Raw genomic sequence first — 16,661 nt, 5'->3', positions numbered from 1 at the left:
GTGGGAGCCCGGTACGGTGCCATATACGGAATGGGCTTACGAGAGGTATGCTGAACAATTATTTTCAGTAGGCAACCCGGGTTCCGCCGTTACAAGGATAAGGTATAAATTTTGTACCTGAACAAAGCGGGATGCTTTTGCATCCAACACGAGGTGGTACCGCGGTATATTTATCGTCCTCTACATATTTTCGATATGTAGAGGACTTTTTTATTTTTCAGGGCGAGGTGAAGGACATGATGACGAAAGAAGAATTTATAAAACAAAAAAGAGAGAGAAAGACATTTTTAGTAATCACTGAAGAAGAAGGAGATAGCATTACGCCAATTTCTTTATATAGACGTATGAAAGGGAAGAAGAAATTCTTATTAGAAAGTTCACAGCTTCATCAAGATAAAGGGCGTTATTCTTACTTAGGATGTAATCCTTATGGAGAAGTGAAAAGCGTTGGTACGGAAGTGGAACGAACGATTTACGGCCGGGCAGAAAAGTTACAAGGTAACGTACTGCAAGTGTTAGAAGAAGTAATCGCACCATCACAAGTAGACAGTCCATTTCCATTTTGCGGAGGAGCAGTTGGTTATATTGGATATGATGTCATTCGGCAGTATGAAAACATTGGAGCGGATTTACACGACCCATTAAATATTCCGGAAGTACATCTTTTACTATATCGTGAGTTTATCGTTTACGATCATTTACGCCAAAAGTTGTCGTTTGTATATGTATGCAGGGAAGATGATTCAGCAGATTATGAGGAAGTATACGAAAGGATGCGAGTATACAAAGAGGAAGTGCTACAAGGAGAAGAAGCTGAAGTAAATGCAATACAATCCAAATTATCATTTACTTCTTCTATAACGGAAAAAGAGTTTTGTGAGATGGTAGAAATTGCGAAAGAATATATAAGAGCGGGAGACATATTCCAAGTCGTACTATCACAGCGTTTACAAAGTGAATGTATTGGGGATCCATTCGGGTTATACCGAAAACTTCGAATTGCAAATCCATCACCATATATGTTCTATATCGATTTTCAAGATTATGTTGTACTCGGTTCTTCGCCGGAAAGTTTACTATCAGTAAGGGAGGATAAAGTGATGACGAATCCAATTGCTGGTACAAGGCCGAGGGGGAAAACGAAGAGGGAAGACGAGGAAATCGCAAAAGAACTGTTAGGCAATGAGAAAGAGCGAGCAGAGCATATGATGCTTGTAGATCTTGGGCGAAACGATATTGGTAGAGTGAGCGAAATCGGCTCGGTTACGATAGATAAATATATGAAAGTAGAAAAATACTCTCACGTTATGCACATTGTATCTGAAGTTTACGGAACATTGCGAAAACAAATGGGCGGATTTGATGCGTTAGCGTATTGCTTACCAGCAGGGACGGTTTCTGGAGCTCCGAAAATTAGAGCGATGGAAATTATAAATGAACTAGAGAATGAAAAAAGAAATGTATACGCTGGTGCAGTTGGATACGTTAGTTTTTCAGGAAATCTTGATATGGCGCTCGCCATTCGAACGATGGTCGTAAAGGATGAAAAAGCATACGTTCAAGCAGGAGCAGGAGTCGTTTACGATTCAGATCCAGTAGCTGAATATGAAGAAACATTAAATAAAGCGAGAGCGCTTTTGGAGGTAATGAAATGATTGTACTTATCGATAATTACGATTCGTTCACATATAACTTGTATCAACTGTTAGGCGAACATGAAGAAGAAATTGTAGTTGTAAGAAATGATGAAATAACGATAGAACAGTTAGAAGAGATGAATCCAAGAGGAATTGTACTTTCACCAGGACCAGGAAAACCAGAGGATGCTGGCATTTGTATCGACGTCATCCGTCATTTTTATAAGAACGTTCCCATATTAGGGATTTGTCTTGGCCACCAAGCGATCATAGCTGCATTTGGAGGAGACATTGTTAGAGCAGAACGTATTAAACATGGAAAAACATCGCGTGTGAAACATAACGGAATGTCAATCTTTTCATACGCTACACAGCCGCTAACGGCGATGCGCTATCATTCCCTTGTTGCAGAGCAAACGAGCTTGCCAAAGTGCTTTGACATATTAGCGACAGCGATGGACGACGGAGAAATAATGGCAGTCCGTCACAATTATTATCCGCTCTTCGGATTACAGTTTCATCCGGAATCAATCGCAACAGAAGAAGGCGGAAAGTTAATACGTGCCTTTTTAACAGAAGTAAAAGAGGAGGAAAGAGTATGAATAACTATCTTCGTAAATTAGTTGAGGGTCAACATTTAACAGAAGAGGAAATGTATAAAGCAGGATTACTTTTATTAAGTGAAAACATATTAGAAAGTGAAATTGCAGCTTTCTTAGTCTTACTGAAAGCGAAAGGTGAAACTGCAGAAGAAATATACGGTCTCGTTCGAGCTCTTCGCGAAAAGGCATTGCCGTTTTCGAACCATATACAAGGAGCAATGGATAATTGCGGGACGGGTGGCGATGGTGCTCAAACGTTTAATATTAGCACAACATCAGCATTCGTACTGGCAGGAGCAGGTGTAAAGGTTGCAAAACATGGTAATCGTGCTGTTTCTAGTAAAACAGGAAGTGCAGACTTATTAGAAGAACTCGGTGTAAATATTAGCAGTACGCCAAGCGAAATTGATTATTTACTAGAGCATGTAGGTATTGCATTTTTATTTGCACCAGCGATGCATCCAGCACTAAGGCGCATTATGAAAATAAGAAAAGAATTAAACGTACCGACGATCTTTAACTTAATTGGCCCTTTAACAAATCCAGTGAATTTAGAAACACAATTTGTCGGTATTTATAAACGAGATATGTTATTACCAGTTGCACAAGTATTACAAAAGTTAGGCCGGAAACAAGCGCTTGTCGTAAATGGAAGTGGTTTTTTAGATGAAGCATCATTACAAGGGGAAAATCACGTTGTCATTTTAAAAGATAATGAAATAGTAGAAATGAGTATTGATCCAGAAAAGTATGGTTTTTCAAGAGTGAAAAATGAAGAAATTAGAGGGGGGAATTCAAAAGAAAATGCAAAGATTACGCTTGAAGTATTGAGCGGAGAAAAGAGTGTTTACCGCGATACCGTTTTATTAAATGCAGGTCTAGCTCTTTTCGCAAATGGAAAAACGGAAACGATTGAAGAAGGAATTAAACTCGCGGCACATAGCATCGACTCTGGAAAAGCATTAACCAAATTAAACTTATTAATTGCAGCAAGCAACGAAAAATTAGAAAGGGTGAACTAAAGTGGGGACGATTTTAGATAAAATTGTAGAACAGAAGAAAAAGGAAGTTGCGGAGTTATATGAAATATATACACCAGTAAAAACAAAAAGAAAGGCACATTCACTTGTAGAAGCGTTACAGCAGTTTACTGTCATTGCAGAAGTAAAGCGAGCATCACCATCAAAAGGAGATATCAATTTACACGTTGACGTACGAAAACAAGTGGGAACATATGAGAAATGTGGTGCAGGAGCAGTTTCTGTTTTAACAGATGGTCAATTTTTTAAAGGATCGTTTCACGATTTACAAACAGCAAGAGAAGAAAGTAACATTCCGCTTTTATGTAAAGATTTCATAATCGATAAGATTCAAATCGATAGAGCGTATGAAGCGGGAGCAGATATTATTTTACTAATTGTAGCAGCGTTAACGAAAGAGAAGTTAAAAGAGTTGTATAGCTACGTGTTAGAAAAAGGATTGGAAGCGATTGTTGAAGTTCATGATGAACAGGAATTAGAAACTGCGATTGTATTAAATCCGCACGTTATTGGCATTAATAATCGTAATTTAAAAACGTTCGAAGTAGATTTAAGCCAAACTGAAAAGCTTGGAAAAAGATTGAATGAGGAGAAACTACTTTGGATTAGTGAAAGCGGGATTCATTTAAAAGAGGATATTATTCGTGTTAAAAAAGCAGGAGCAAAAGGTGTATTAATTGGAGAGGCACTTATGACATCATCTTCTATTAGTAACTTTTTTGAAGACTGTAAGGTGAATATATGAAAGTGAAAATTTGCGGCATCACTGATATGGAAACAGCAAAACGTGCTTGCGAATACGGCGCAGATGCACTCGGATTTGTTTTTGCAGAAAGTAAGCGGAAAATCACTCCAAAGAGAGCGGAAGAAATCATTCAGGAGCTTCCAGCCAACGTGTTAAAAATCGGTGTTTTCGTAAATGAATCAGTAGAAGTAATCCAGAAAATTGCAGATGAGTGCGGGTTAACACATGTACAACTACATGGAGATGAAGATAATTATCAAATCAGAAGATTGAATATTCCGTCTATAAAATCACTAGGAGTAACTTCAGAAAGTGATATGAAAAACGCTCAAGGGTATGAAACGGATTATATATTATTTGATAGCCCGAAAGAAAAGTTTCATGGAGGAAATGGAAAGACATTTTCATGGGAACTACTTGGGCATATGCCAAAAGAATTGCGAAAGAAAACGATATTAGCTGGTGGATTAAACGCTCTTAATATAGAAGAAGCAATTCGAACTGTTCGGCCTTATATGGTCGATGTGAGCAGCGGAGTAGAGACAGAAGGAAAGAAAGATGTAGAGAAAATAAAACAATTTATTATAAAAGCGAAGGAGTGTTCCAAATGAACTACGCATATCCAGATGAAAAAGGACATTACGGTATATACGGAGGACGATACGTTCCAGAAACGTTAATGCAATCTGTACTAGAACTAGAAGAAGCATATAAAGAAGCGATGCAAGATGAGGCATTTCAAAAGGAATTAAATCATTATTTAAAAACGTACGTCGGAAGAGAAACACCGCTTTATTTCGCTGAAAATCTGACGAAGTATTGCGGAGGTGCAAAGATTTATTTAAAACGTGAAGATTTGAATCATACAGGAGCTCATAAAATTAACAATACAATCGGTCAGGCACTACTTGCAGTGCGAATGGGCAAGAAAAAAGTTGTCGCTGAAACAGGAGCTGGACAACACGGAGTGGCAACAGCTACTGTATGTGCTCTTCTCGGATTAGAATGCGTCATTTTTATGGGAGAAGAAGATGTAAGACGTCAAAAATTAAATGTGTTCCGAATGGAATTACTCGGAGCGAAAGTAGAAAGTGTAGCGGCAGGTAGTGGTACATTAAAAGATGCGGTAAACGAGGCGCTTCGTTACTGGGTTTCACATGTGCATGATACGCACTACATTATGGGATCTGTTCTCGGACCACATCCATTCCCGCAAATTGTACGTGATTTCCAAAGTGTAATTGGAAATGAAACGAAAAAACAATATGAGGCGTTAGAAGGAAAGTTACCAGAAGCAGTCGTTGCTTGTATTGGAGGTGGTAGTAATGCAATGGGGATGTTTTATCCGTTCGTACACGATGAAGAAGTTGCTCTTTACGGCGTAGAAGCAGCTGGAAAAGGCGTTCATACAGAAAAGCATGCAGCAACTTTAACGAAAGGAAGCGTTGGTGTCCTGCACGGATCAATGATGTATCTTCTGCAAAATGAAGAAGGGCAAATTCAAGAAGCACACTCTATTTCAGCAGGACTTGATTATCCAGGTGTTGGTCCAGAACATAGTTTGCTAAAAGATATTGGCCGCGTTTCTTATCAGTCGATAACAGACGAAGAAGCATTAGAAGCATTTCAATTATTAACGAAAAAAGAAGGCATTATCCCGGCGTTAGAAAGTTCACATGCTGTCGCATACGCATTAAAATTAGCGCCGCAAATGAAGACAGACGAAGGGCTTGTCATTTGTTTATCAGGCCGCGGGGATAAAGATGTAGAGAGTATAAAACGTTATATGGAAGAGGTGTAAAAAATGGGAGTAGAAAAAATTAAAGCAGCGTTTGAAAATGGCAAGAAAGCATTTATTCCGTATGTAATGGGCGGAGATGGCGGCCTTGAAAAATTAAAAGAAAGAATTCGTTTTTTAGATGAAGCTGGAGCAAGCATCGTTGAAATTGGTATTCCGTTTTCAGATCCAGTCGCGGATGGCCCAACGATTCAAAGAGCAGGAAAGCGAGCGCTAGATAGCGGCGTAACATTAAAAGGCATTTTTCAAGCGTTAGCAGAGGTAAGGAAAGAAGTGCAAATTCCGTTTGTACTCATGACATATTTAAATCCAGTACTTGCATTCGGAAAAGAACGATTTGTAGAGAAGTGCTTAGAGGCCGGTGTGGATGGTATTATTGTTCCAGACTTACCGTATGAAGAACAAAATATTATTGCGCCGTTACTTCGAGAGGCAAACATTGCGCTCATTCCACTCGTTACCGTAACGAGTCCTATTGAAAGAATTGAAAAAATTACGAGTGAATCAGAAGGGTTCGTTTATGCTGTTACAGTAGCGGGCGTAACGGGAGTACGTCAAAACTTTAAAGAGGAGATTCATAGTTACTTAGAAAAAGTAAAATCACACGTCAACTTACCAGTAGTCGCTGGATTCGGCATTTCAACAAAAGAACATATAGAAGAAATGGTTACAATATGCGACGGAGTTGTCGTTGGAAGTAAAGTGATTGAGCTGTTAGAAAATGAAAAACGAGAAGAAATATGTGAATTAATACAGGCAACAAAACAAAAAGAAGAGGCGTAGTCTCTTCTTTTTGTTTTGCGTAATAAATGTTAAAATATACAGAAAATACATATAATTCAGAGGGTGAGAAGGCATGCTAAGACGTAAACTACTATATCTATTTTTAACTGTACCGCTATACGCTTGGCTCATTAGCATGACGAAAATAGAGTTAATGGCTCTATTTTTAGGGTATGTATTCATCTTTTCCAATTTAAATCGCATTCAAGAACAGTCTATTTTAGAAATATGTCTATTTTCGATTAGTATAGAATTATTTAGTATCGTTTCGATTGTATTATTAAACGAATTATTTCTACGGATTCATTCATTTGCATTAATGAAATTTTGGAATATTATATTGCAAGCAATATGTACTTACATTGTGTTTGTTGTGTTGAAAGAAATAGTCGGAAAGCAGACAGTTTTTCAGGATAATAGAAAATGGGAGTGAATAAAAAGGAGCCGTTTGGTTCCTTTTTTGAATCTGTTGTAAAAACAATTGAAAATTATGGCATCTGTTATATAATAGTTAAAAATTGTATTTTTAATGAAAAGAGATGATAACATGGCCATATTGTTGGCACTTATCCCAATTATGATGATTTTCATTTGTTTATTTTTATTTAAACAAACGTCATTAAGGTCCTCGTTAATTTCTTATGCTGTGTCTGTTGGAATTGTTTTACTCTCGCCAATGTTTCAATTAGGGATGAGTGAAACTGTGCACGCAACGATTAAAGGATGGTTAATTTGTTTTATTGTCGGGTACGTTTTATTTTTCGGTATTTTTTTATTTCACCTCATGAACAAAATGGAGTACATCGATCAAGTAGCACGTTTTCTAGAAGCAGTTACTCAGGATCGCTTATTACAAATGCTGCTTATGTGTTTTGGCATTTGCCCGCTTATTGAATCAGTAAGTGGATTCGGTATTGGCTTTATGGTTGCAGCACCTATTTTTCTTTCACTAGGGTATAAACCATTTCAAGCTGTACTACTCTCATTCATCGGCTTACTAGCTAGTTCATGGGGCGCAATGGCAACTGGTACGATTATCGGTTCGCAGCTAATAAATATGCCTCTTACAACACTTGGCACAAATACAGCGCTATTAAGTATTCCGATGTTTGCTTACTTCGTTATTCTTTCTTTACACGTCGTTGGCGGCTGGCAAGCGGTTATAGAAAAGTGGAAAGAAGGAGTAGGGTTCTTTCTATTATTTTCTCTCGGAATCTATCTTTCTAATGCGTACGTAAGTGTTGAACTAGCCGGGATATTAAGTTCTATCGTTACGATTACCTTTGGCTTTTTTATCATTAAATTAAAAGGAAAAAGTGGGCAAAATCTTATAACAGAACATGCGGCTGCAACGGAGAGAGAAGTATCCATTATAAAAATTATTAGCCCTTATATATTTCTAACAGTTTGTATTTTACTTTCTCGCCTCGTTCCAGCATTACATGATTTGTTCAGATCATATGCGGTTCTTGATTTGAAATCATACTCTTACAAACTAGAGTTACTATATTCACCAGGATTTTGGCTCGGTATGACTTGCTTATTTACTATTATTTTCTTCCGGATACCATCTCATATTATTAAACAATCACTCTCGCAAACGATAAAACAATGGATTCCATTTGCGATTACGACGACAATGTTTATCGCCATTTCAGAACTAATGGGTGCATCTGGTATGCATTTATTACTTGCAAAAACCGCTGGTGAAACGTTTGGAAATTTTTTCGTTTTCGTTGCCCCGTTTATTGGCGCTATTGGTGGATTTTTAACAGGTAGTAACGCAGGATCAAATGCAATGTTTATAAAACTACAAATGCAAACCGCACAAAACGTAGCACTCCCGTGGCAATATGTCACAACACTTCAAAACACCGCATCATCAGTAGCGACAATTGCTTGTCCATCACGGATTACACTAGGTGCTTACTTATGTAATATCCCTTACCGTGAAAATGAACTATTAAAGAAGACGACGTTAATGATCTTTGGTGCGGTTTTGCTTGTAGTGGTAGAAGTTATTGTTTGGTATATGTTGAGAAATTAAAAATCCTCCTAACATAGGAGGATTTTTTTTATGAGTGGATAATGATTTAAATATGAATAGCTTCTACTAGATGAATAGGAGATGAAATGTATGCCCCTAAAAAACTACGGTGTGTTAAAAGGTACAGTTATACAATCAAAGATTGGAAAAGGGAAAACACCTCATTATCAAGTTCATTTACAGGGCGAGACAGGAGTAAATTATCGTATTGCAATTAACGTAAAATCGCAAAGCTATCCGTCAGAAGTTTTATATTTTGCGAGTAACAATATTAAGTCAGAGGCGATTCATATTTTACCGACATTACCATTCGGTTTTACAGAAATAAAAAACAATGAACCGAAAGTAGCTTTAGATTATGTAAGAGGAAATCTATTTGACTCAAATCAAATGATTCCTTTGCCTCCCGAAAAAGCAGGAGCAGATAATGATTTAAATGAAAAAATAGAACGTTATATAAAACGAGCAATAGAAGAAAAAGCAATTATTTACGCGTTTGGTGAAAGATGGGGACCAGAAGAAAATACACCAGATTCCTATTTTCGTTTCAAACCAGGAAACGGTATACATGATATTCATATGAATCAAGGGAATGTAGAAAAATGGCAAGGTGATGATGGCATATGGCAAGACGGAGGAATACTCATTCACTTTGAAAAGGAAGAAGAATGGATTGGTATCTTTCTTGCATTCCAATCACAGTCATGGTGTACCGATGAAGAAGGGCATGCTCGCGTTCCTGTTGAGCATTGTGATTATAAGGGGAATAATTAATAAGAAGAGGGCGTTTAAAAAGAACGCCCTCTTCTTATTTTATAAAACGAAAAACTAACAAGTGTAGAAATACAAGAGAAAAGCAGTGCTACACTAGAAAACGCAATGAGATACATATTATATTTCATAACCTGTCCAATTAGCTGGTTACTGTCGTATTGAAACAGTCCCGCGATGATGTTGAATAAAAATAAAACGATAAACATGACGATAACACCGTCTATTGATCCTTTAATGTCTGGTTTACTTAAAGCGATATGTGCGGAAATGCAAATGGCGATAAATAAAAATAACCAAAAGGAAGGATTCAATAAATTGCCGATTGTAAATAAGCTTTTCAATAATACAAACGTCGACAAGAGCATGTTTTGGATCATTTCTACATTAATAGAAGTAGAAGCAATCGTTTTTTCGAGAGTTGTATTAAATAAAAAATATGATTCTGGTACGAAATAGCGCATTAAAAGGATTAGTGCAGTAATACCAGAAATAATAGGCCCAATGCCGATGAAGAAATTCCCAATCCGTTGATACACACTTTTTTGATTGTATTGATGTTGTACGTAACCTAAAGCCCCTTGGCTTGTATCTGTCGGGAAGAACTGCGTTGCTACAATCTTATGACGGAACAGCACGCACATAATGACATGTCCAAGTTCGTGAATAGGAACACCAATCCAAGCCGTTAATAGGAATCCTTTTCTTCCAAAAGCTCTCGACCAATACATGCGTGTGAGAGATTCTAAATAGCCTAATAGAAATCCAATTACAATGATAACGCCAATTAAAGATAATAATTGGATTACGCTTGTAAGGAGTATTTGAAAAATTGAGTTTCCCAATTCCATTGCCAGTCATCCAATCTGTTAAAAATATTATTTATTCTGTTTCATAATAGCATTTTTTTCAAGATTACTAGCACATATATTTTCTTTCGGAAGAAGGATTTGAGAATCTTTTTCTTGTAGTCATGTTTTATGTACAAATTCATATATTGAATTTGTAACACCCTATATGGTATATGCTTAAGGAGGGATAAGAGAATGAAATGTCCGTCATGTCATACAGAAAATGCAGCGGAGGCAAAATTTTGCGGGAATTGTGGACATTCGTTAACGGAAGAAGTAGTGGCAAGTAGTGGCCAAGAAGAAGGGCCGGAACAAGCACGTGCGACACAAGCAAAGGAAACTCGGCCAAATGAAACGGTAGAGCAAGCGAAGCGGTTTGCGAGCGGCTATTTTCAATTTTTTAAACATGCATTACAAGCACCGACAGCAATTATGCAAAGCGGCGCTATTGAAGTACGAAATGGAATTGTAAGTCTTGTTCTTATTTGTTTTTTAGGAGCATGTATTTTTTATAGAATGATGAGTGCAGCATCAGCAGTTACGAGAACATTTGCACCAGATATATCTACTCCCACGTTTTTTGTAGAATCTATAACGGTCTTTTTCTTTTTATTAATTTTAACTTTATTTGTCGGATTTATTATTTTTGTAAGTGGTAAGATGATGAAATCATCTTTTTCGTTTCTTGAAGTATTCGGTATATGGGGAACGATAGCGACGCCGGCTATTGTCATATTAGTCCTTTCTTTTCTTTTTAGTTTCTTATTAATCTTTTTCTTACCGATATTATTATCCGTAGCTGCAACTTATATAGGGATTAGTATAACTGTAGCCGTATTAAAGCTAGACAATGGCGGATTAGATCTCGTTTACACACTTATTATTGCAAATGTTTTAATTGGAATTGCAACATTCATTGTACTTTGGTCTTACATTAGCACGATAATTCAAGCCTTAACACAGGGAATAACTGGCTTCTAATGAAAAGGTGGTTGACTGGATGAATGTATGTACAAAGTGCGGAGTTCAGTTTGAAGATGGTGTGCAGTTTTGTCAAAACTGCGGGACGAAGAGGGGACGTTCTGTAGTAAAGAAGAACATGAGCGGTGGTGCAAAAGTTGGCATTACACTGTTAGCGCTATTTGTTATAGCGATTATTGGATTGTATTTGTACGGATTGTCGTATTATACGCAGGTGGCACAAGTAGACCGGATGATTACGATTTTACAAGAGAGGGACGGAGAGAAATTAGCTGAGATCGTTACGGCAGATGATCCATCGGTTATGATAACGAGAGAGAGCGTAACGCCTCTATTTTCATATATAAAAGAAAATCCATCTTACGTGAATGAATTAAAAGAATATTTGAGACAAGGTGAAAAACAACGGGACGGAATAGAAAGAGCTGATTTTTCATTAACGAAAGACGGAAAGTATTTCTTTATATTTGATCGATATAAATTGAAAGCGAAGACGTACTATGCAACTTTGCTTACAAATGAAAAAGACGTATCGTTAAAAATGAACGGAAAAGAAATTGATAAGACAGATGACAAAAAGTTTGAGAAGCAATATGGGCCATTTCTTCCGGGAAATCAAGTGTTTCAATCAGAATATAAAAATGACTATGTAAAACTATCACGTGAGGAAAAGGTTGTACTTATGAAACAAAGCCAAAATAACGTAACGATAGATTTAACGTTGCAAGGTCAATATATTACAGTTCAAACGAACGCGCCTGGTGCAACATTGTACGTAAATCAAAAACCAGTTACAGCGCTCGCAGGAGAAGAAATTACATGGGGGCCTGTAGCGACTGATGGAAGCGCGAAAATTTATTTAGAACGAAATGGAGAAAGTGGACGGGAAACGACAAAAGTAGAGACGGTAACGGCACTTTCGTCTTATAATCTTCCATTCCAAACGAAAAGTGCAGAAAAAACAGTTGTTTATAATGTTACTCCAACGCCCGCGACTGGGTATGTATATAATGGTTTCATCTTTCCTGATAGTGATATTCGAAAATTAACGAGCACAGATTTAACATATTTATCGAAAGAACAGTTGAAAATTGCTAGAAATGAAATATATGCAAGGCATGGACATATTTTTCAAACGAAAGATATGCAAGCGTATTTTGCAAAACAGTCTTGGTATAGAGAAAATCCTTATTTTACAGGAAAGTTAACAGATATCGAAACTTATAATATTGAACTAATTAAATCAAGAGAATAGAGCGCGTGAAAAAGGTACAGTGTATATTACTGTACCTTTTCTATCGTTATTTGGCTGGACGAGGTTCCCTAGAGAAAAAGATATGAAAGAGAAATGTGACTTTACTTGCCCCTCCTGATGTACTGGCTTGCACATGAGATAAAGAACTAGACGTTAAAGCAGCTTCGGAATGAGGAGGGACGATTATTTTAAGCGTATCATCTGATTCTGATGATGCAGTAACTGTTATTGTATCGTCAGAAAAATTTATAATTTTAACAGTACCGACTGGAAAGATGGCCTTGCGAGCATGTGATGCAGAAGCGAAGCGGGTAGCTTTCCAAATAGTTTGTGAGAAAGTGTCATTGTCAGATAACCAAGCACGAGCACTGTATAAAGTTACACTAACGGTAAACTCCTGTTCAAGCGGGAGGGCGGGTTTCGGTTCTATCGGTTCCTCTGGAAGCTGGACGAGAAGGCCGGCGCACATGTATGTTTCACCTACTTTCAACTGGTTACTGTTATAGGATATTAAACATGTTGTTTATAAGACACGACAGGTACCTATTCATACATAAGTTTGTGCACAAAATTTGAAGATGAAATTCTCTTTCTTTACAATGGAAGTAGGTGTTATTTCTATAAAATATGGAAAACGTAAAGAGTATGTAAAAAAGAAGGAGTGGTAAAGTGAACTATGTCATTATTGGCGGAGATGCAGCTGGTATGAGTGCAGCGATGCAAATTGTTAGAAACGATGAAAATGCAAATGTTGTAACTTTAGAAAAAGGTGAGATTTATTCGTATGCTCAGTGTGGATTACCGTATGTCATTAGTGGTGCTATCGCTTCAACTGAAAAGTTAATCGCGCGCAACGTGAAGACGTTTCGTGAGAAATATGGAATTGATGCGAAAGTGCGTCATGAAGTAACGAAAGTAGATACGGAAAAGAAAATGGTGTACGCAGAGCATACAAAGACGAAAGATGTCTTTGAATTTTCGTACGATCGATTATTAATTGCGACCGGGGTACGTCCTGTTATGCCGGAATGGGAAGGACGGGAATTACAAGGCGTTCATCTTTTAAAAACAATTCCGGATGCTGAGCGTATATTAAAAACGCTAGAAACGAATAAAGTTGAAGATGTAACGATTATTGGCGGTGGTGCAATCGGACTAGAGATGGCAGAAACATTCGTCGAACTTGGTAAGAAAGTAAGAATGATTGAGCGAAATGATCATATCGGTACGATTTATGATGCAGATATGGCTGAATATATACATAAAGAAGCAGATAAACACAATATTGAAATTTTAACGAATGAAAATGTAAAAGCATTTAAAGGAAATGAACGAGTAGAAGCAATCGAAACGGATAAAGGTACGTATAAAGCAGATCTTGTTTTAGTGTCGGTTGGAGTGAAGCCGAATACTGATTTTCTTGAAGGGACAAATATACGTAAGAATCATAAAGGAGCAATCGAAGTAAATGCATATATGCAAACGAATGTGCAAGACGTATATGCAGCCGGTGATTGCGCAACACATTACCACGTTATAAAGGAAATTCATGATCATATCCCGCTCGGAACGACAGCCAATAAGCAAGGGCGACTTGCTGGACTGAATATGCTTGATAAACGAAGAGCTTTTAAAGGTACGTTAGGCACAGGCATTATTAAATTTATGGATTTGACACTCGCAAGAACAGGCTTAAATGAAAAAGAAGCGAAAGGGCTACACATTCCGTATAAAACGGTCAAAGTAGATTCTACAAATATGGCGGGCTATTATCCAAATGCAAAACCACTTTACTTGAAATTACTATATCGCTCCGATACGAAACAATTATTGGGCGGGCAAGTAATTGGAGAAGAAGGCGTAGATAAACGTATTGATGTGATTGCGATGGCGCTTTTCAATAAAATGAGCATTCATGATTTAGAAGACGTCGACTTAAGTTACGCACCACCATATAACAGCGTTTGGGATCCAATTCAGCAAGCGGCAAGGAGAGCAGAATAGCACTTTTTAAAGTGCTATTTTTTTACAATGAGGGAGTAAATAAAGTTTCACTTTATTTTGAATATACCGTTCCCCCTTGAAAACATAGTACGTATCGCTTATATTTTCATATAGTATTTATTTTTTAAACGAAGCAATGAACGAACCAGGGGGCGCAGTATGGCAATTAACATGAAAACAATTGAAGAATGGATTGCTGAATCAAATGCAAGACATGAAGAAGACTTTGGACACGTTGTGGAAGAAATGAAAGAAGTATGTGTCGGACTTGATAACGCGACATTAATTTATACGAAAAATGTATTTTGTTTCGGTAAAAAAGTAGAAGTCTTTTTCTTCTTTCAAGACCATGTCGTGATTGGACAAGAAAAAGACGAATATGTTGAGATTGAAAAATTAAAGTATGATGCCATTACAAATAGTAACTTAAAAACAAATGACAAAAATACTACGTTAGAATTAAAGTTTGCTAACGGACAATCTATTAATTTAGATAGTTTAAATGATAACTACGGTACGAAAAATTGGTTATTTGCTAGACAAATTAAGAGTATTTTTAAGTTAATCTAGTAAAAAAGCACGCCGTCCATCGGCGTGCTTTTAACTATGCAAAGCCCCTTTTAACCAATTCCGCGCCCGATATGCCCCGACTGGAACTTGAATAAGAGATGTTTCATTCCCAGCATCTATTCCATACAATTGATCACATGAATTTGTATCAAAACTAAGTAAAGGATGCCCGCCCATCCCCATCGCGGTCGCTGCAAAAACGAGTTTATGAACGAGTATACCTGCTTCCATTTGATGAATACGGTACCCTCTATAGCCTAGTGCATTTGTATAATAATCTTTCTTTCCGACTACATGTAAGCAAAGTGGTACTTGAAAAAGGTTTACGTTATCCATCGTCATACTAGACTGAAGTGGGTAGCGAAGGTCTCCATATCGAATTGGTTGTATGGAATGTGTTTTACTGTTATAAGCGTAAGCTCCGTTTTCAATATTTTTCACGTTATAAAAACATCCATATAAGGAGACGCGTGCATTTTCATTTGTATACTTACCGTCAAGGTCGTTGTAATAGGGGAAGGAGAGGCTCGCTTCTTGTAGTAAAGTAGCGAGCTCGGCTGCATCCCATTTCGTTAAAATAAAGTCCGCATCAGGAGAATATCGTTTTTTACAAAGTTGTAGGAAATCATACGATAACCGTTCTACTTTCGGTAGCTGTACAGCGTACGTATTATGTTGATAGTGCTCTTCATGATGTAGCGTTTGGAAGTGTGCTGTCGATTCGATCATAGAAGCTTCATTTATTTTTGTTATCATCGGATATTCACCTACATGTTTTGAGCGAACGAAATGTTCATGTGCGAGCGGCGGAATTTGTTGCAACAACTCATGAGAAGTAACTATTTTATTTTCACGGTAATTATTGTGAAACCAATTAGTTTCTGGTTCTGTACTTAAAGGAATAACGGCATACACACTTTCTTCACCTTCTGACAATCCGAGTAAATGGTTCAGTGCACGGTCTAGAAATTGAAAGTATACGCCGTTCGTATAACCGAACTGTTTTGTACATTCTAGCAATTGTCCAATGAGAACCCCGCTATCTAATCCTTGAAGTCGATATGAAAAGTTATTGTATTTAAAGAAGTTTTTCCAAAACATAGTGGATACGAATGCAGCACCGAAACAATCATGTATATTACAGCGATTACCGAGTGCGTCTGCCAAATAAGAATCGAAATTTCCTTCGCGAAGTAAAATAAGTCGGTGATGCGCGGCGTCATAATGGTAAATGCCGTCTGGATAATCGTCAATCTTTAAATAGATATACAATTCATTCGGGTATAAGGCACCGCCTGAAGGAATGGATCTACGTAATACATTTCTCTCGCTATTTAGCTGACATAATTGTGTTACACCAAATGAATACCAAAGGTAGTGACCAATCTCATCTAAAGTAGGTGTAGTAGAAGAGTTCGATAAAGATAATGGGATTTCTAAGGAGAGCGGGATGGTAGGAACATTTCGATATAATTTATAAGGAAGCGGTGCGTCTTTCCAGTCCACCTCATGATTCGGCATAATTTCGTCAATAGAGAAATGGAGATGATGTAAAAAAGTATCTAGCTGCATGAAAT

17 protein-coding genes and 1 other annotated feature (1 of these 18 only partly in view) are annotated in these 16,661 nt (G+C 37.4%); of the genes, 14 read left to right on the top strand and 3 right to left on the bottom strand.

Annotated features, from left to right (window positions below):
* Positions 1–184, top strand: a binding site (T-box leader) (it extends 61 nt beyond the left edge of the window).
* 52 nt (positions 185–236) lie between these two features.
* From trpE to HMPREF2590_RS04060, 10 genes are all read left to right on the top strand, one after another.
* Positions 237–1,655, top strand: a complete 1,419-nt coding sequence (gene trpE / locus HMPREF2590_RS04105; RefSeq protein ID WP_002098705.1) for an anthranilate synthase component I — start codon at positions 237–239, stop codon at positions 1,653–1,655.
* Entirely contained in the window at positions 1,652–2,239 is a 588-nt protein-coding gene (locus HMPREF2590_RS04100; RefSeq protein WP_000636318.1) for an aminodeoxychorismate/anthranilate synthase component II, read from the top strand. Before trpE ends, HMPREF2590_RS04100 begins: the two co-directional genes overlap by 4 nt.
* A complete protein-coding gene (gene trpD, locus HMPREF2590_RS04095) occupies positions 2,236–3,261 on the top strand; it encodes an anthranilate phosphoribosyltransferase (protein WP_001067368.1) in 1,026 nt (341 codons plus the stop codon). Before HMPREF2590_RS04100 ends, trpD begins: the two co-directional genes overlap by 4 nt.
* A gap of 1 nt (position 3,262) precedes the next feature.
* Positions 3,263–4,024 carry an indole-3-glycerol phosphate synthase TrpC gene (trpC, locus tag HMPREF2590_RS04090; RefSeq protein ID WP_000536696.1) on the top strand — a complete coding sequence of 254 codons (762 nt, stop codon included), beginning with the start codon at positions 3,263–3,265 and terminating at the stop codon, positions 4,022–4,024.
* On the top strand, positions 4,021–4,635 hold the full coding sequence (gene trpF / locus HMPREF2590_RS04085; protein WP_000865118.1) for an N-(5'phosphoribosyl)anthranilate isomerase: 615 nt from the start codon (positions 4,021–4,023) through the stop codon (positions 4,633–4,635). Before trpC ends, trpF begins: the two co-directional genes overlap by 4 nt.
* Positions 4,632–5,825, top strand: a complete 1,194-nt coding sequence (gene trpB / locus HMPREF2590_RS04080; protein WP_001105017.1) for a tryptophan synthase subunit beta — start codon at positions 4,632–4,634, stop codon at positions 5,823–5,825. The genes trpF and trpB overlap by 4 nt, the downstream gene beginning before the upstream one ends.
* 3 nt (positions 5,826–5,828) lie before the next feature.
* A complete protein-coding gene (trpA, locus tag HMPREF2590_RS04075; RefSeq protein ID WP_000537824.1) occupies positions 5,829–6,605 on the top strand; it encodes a tryptophan synthase subunit alpha in 777 nt (258 codons plus the stop codon).
* A 73-nt stretch (positions 6,606–6,678) separates the two neighbouring features.
* Positions 6,679–7,038, top strand: a complete 360-nt coding sequence (locus tag HMPREF2590_RS04070; RefSeq protein ID WP_000946130.1) for a DUF4029 domain-containing protein — start codon at positions 6,679–6,681, stop codon at positions 7,036–7,038.
* A 114-nt stretch (positions 7,039–7,152) separates the two neighbouring features.
* Positions 7,153–8,652 (top strand): L-lactate permease, encoded by a 1,500-nt coding sequence (locus tag HMPREF2590_RS04065; protein WP_000996250.1) that lies wholly within the window; start codon positions 7,153–7,155, stop codon positions 8,650–8,652.
* 90 nt (positions 8,653–8,742) lie between these two features.
* Complete coding sequence (locus HMPREF2590_RS04060) at positions 8,743–9,426, top strand: DUF2278 family protein (RefSeq protein ID WP_001128614.1); 684 nt, start codon at positions 8,743–8,745, stop codon at positions 9,424–9,426.
* 14 nt (positions 9,427–9,440) lie between these two features.
* On the opposite strand, the gene HMPREF2590_RS04055 is transcribed toward HMPREF2590_RS04060, so the two are convergent.
* Positions 9,441–10,274 (bottom strand): hypothetical protein, encoded by an 834-nt coding sequence (locus HMPREF2590_RS04055; RefSeq protein WP_050821712.1) that lies wholly within the window; start codon positions 10,272–10,274, stop codon positions 9,441–9,443.
* Between the two features lie 195 nt (positions 10,275–10,469).
* Here HMPREF2590_RS04055 and HMPREF2590_RS04050 point away from each other — a divergent pair, with 195 nt between their 5' ends.
* On the top strand, positions 10,470–11,255 hold the full coding sequence (locus HMPREF2590_RS04050; RefSeq protein WP_050821713.1) for a zinc ribbon domain-containing protein: 786 nt from the start codon (positions 10,470–10,472) through the stop codon (positions 11,253–11,255).
* Between the two features lie 19 nt (positions 11,256–11,274).
* Complete coding sequence (locus tag HMPREF2590_RS04045; RefSeq protein WP_050821714.1) at positions 11,275–12,510, top strand: TcaA 3rd/4th domain-containing protein; 1,236 nt, start codon at positions 11,275–11,277, stop codon at positions 12,508–12,510.
* 46 nt (positions 12,511–12,556) lie between these two features.
* On the opposite strand, the gene HMPREF2590_RS04040 is transcribed toward HMPREF2590_RS04045, so the two are convergent.
* Complete coding sequence (locus HMPREF2590_RS04040) at positions 12,557–12,979, bottom strand: hypothetical protein (protein ID WP_004419419.1); 423 nt, start codon at positions 12,977–12,979, stop codon at positions 12,557–12,559.
* Positions 12,980–13,179: 200 nt separating this feature from the next.
* On the opposite strand from HMPREF2590_RS04040, the gene HMPREF2590_RS04035 reads away from it, so the two are divergent.
* Positions 13,180–14,514: a CoA-disulfide reductase gene (locus HMPREF2590_RS04035; RefSeq protein ID WP_001110239.1), complete on the top strand. Its 1,335-nt coding sequence runs from the start codon at positions 13,180–13,182 to the stop codon at positions 14,512–14,514.
* Between the two features lie 159 nt (positions 14,515–14,673).
* Complete coding sequence (locus HMPREF2590_RS04030) at positions 14,674–15,084, top strand: DUF3908 family protein (protein WP_000996782.1); 411 nt, start codon at positions 14,674–14,676, stop codon at positions 15,082–15,084.
* A 30-nt stretch (positions 15,085–15,114) separates the two neighbouring features.
* On the opposite strand, the gene HMPREF2590_RS04025 is transcribed toward HMPREF2590_RS04030, so the two are convergent.
* A complete protein-coding gene (locus HMPREF2590_RS04025; protein WP_001175540.1) occupies positions 15,115–16,656 on the bottom strand; it encodes a SagB family peptide dehydrogenase in 1,542 nt (513 codons plus the stop codon).
* Positions 16,657–16,661: the final 5 nt, after the last annotated feature.

Source organism: Bacillus sp. HMSC036E02 (assembly GCF_001836235.1).
GTDB classification, from domain to species: Bacteria; Bacillota; Bacilli; order Bacillales; family Bacillaceae_G; genus Bacillus_A; species Bacillus_A cereus.
The sequence above is the reverse complement of the archived record's forward strand: the minus strand, read 5'-3'. Positions and strand labels throughout refer to the sequence as shown.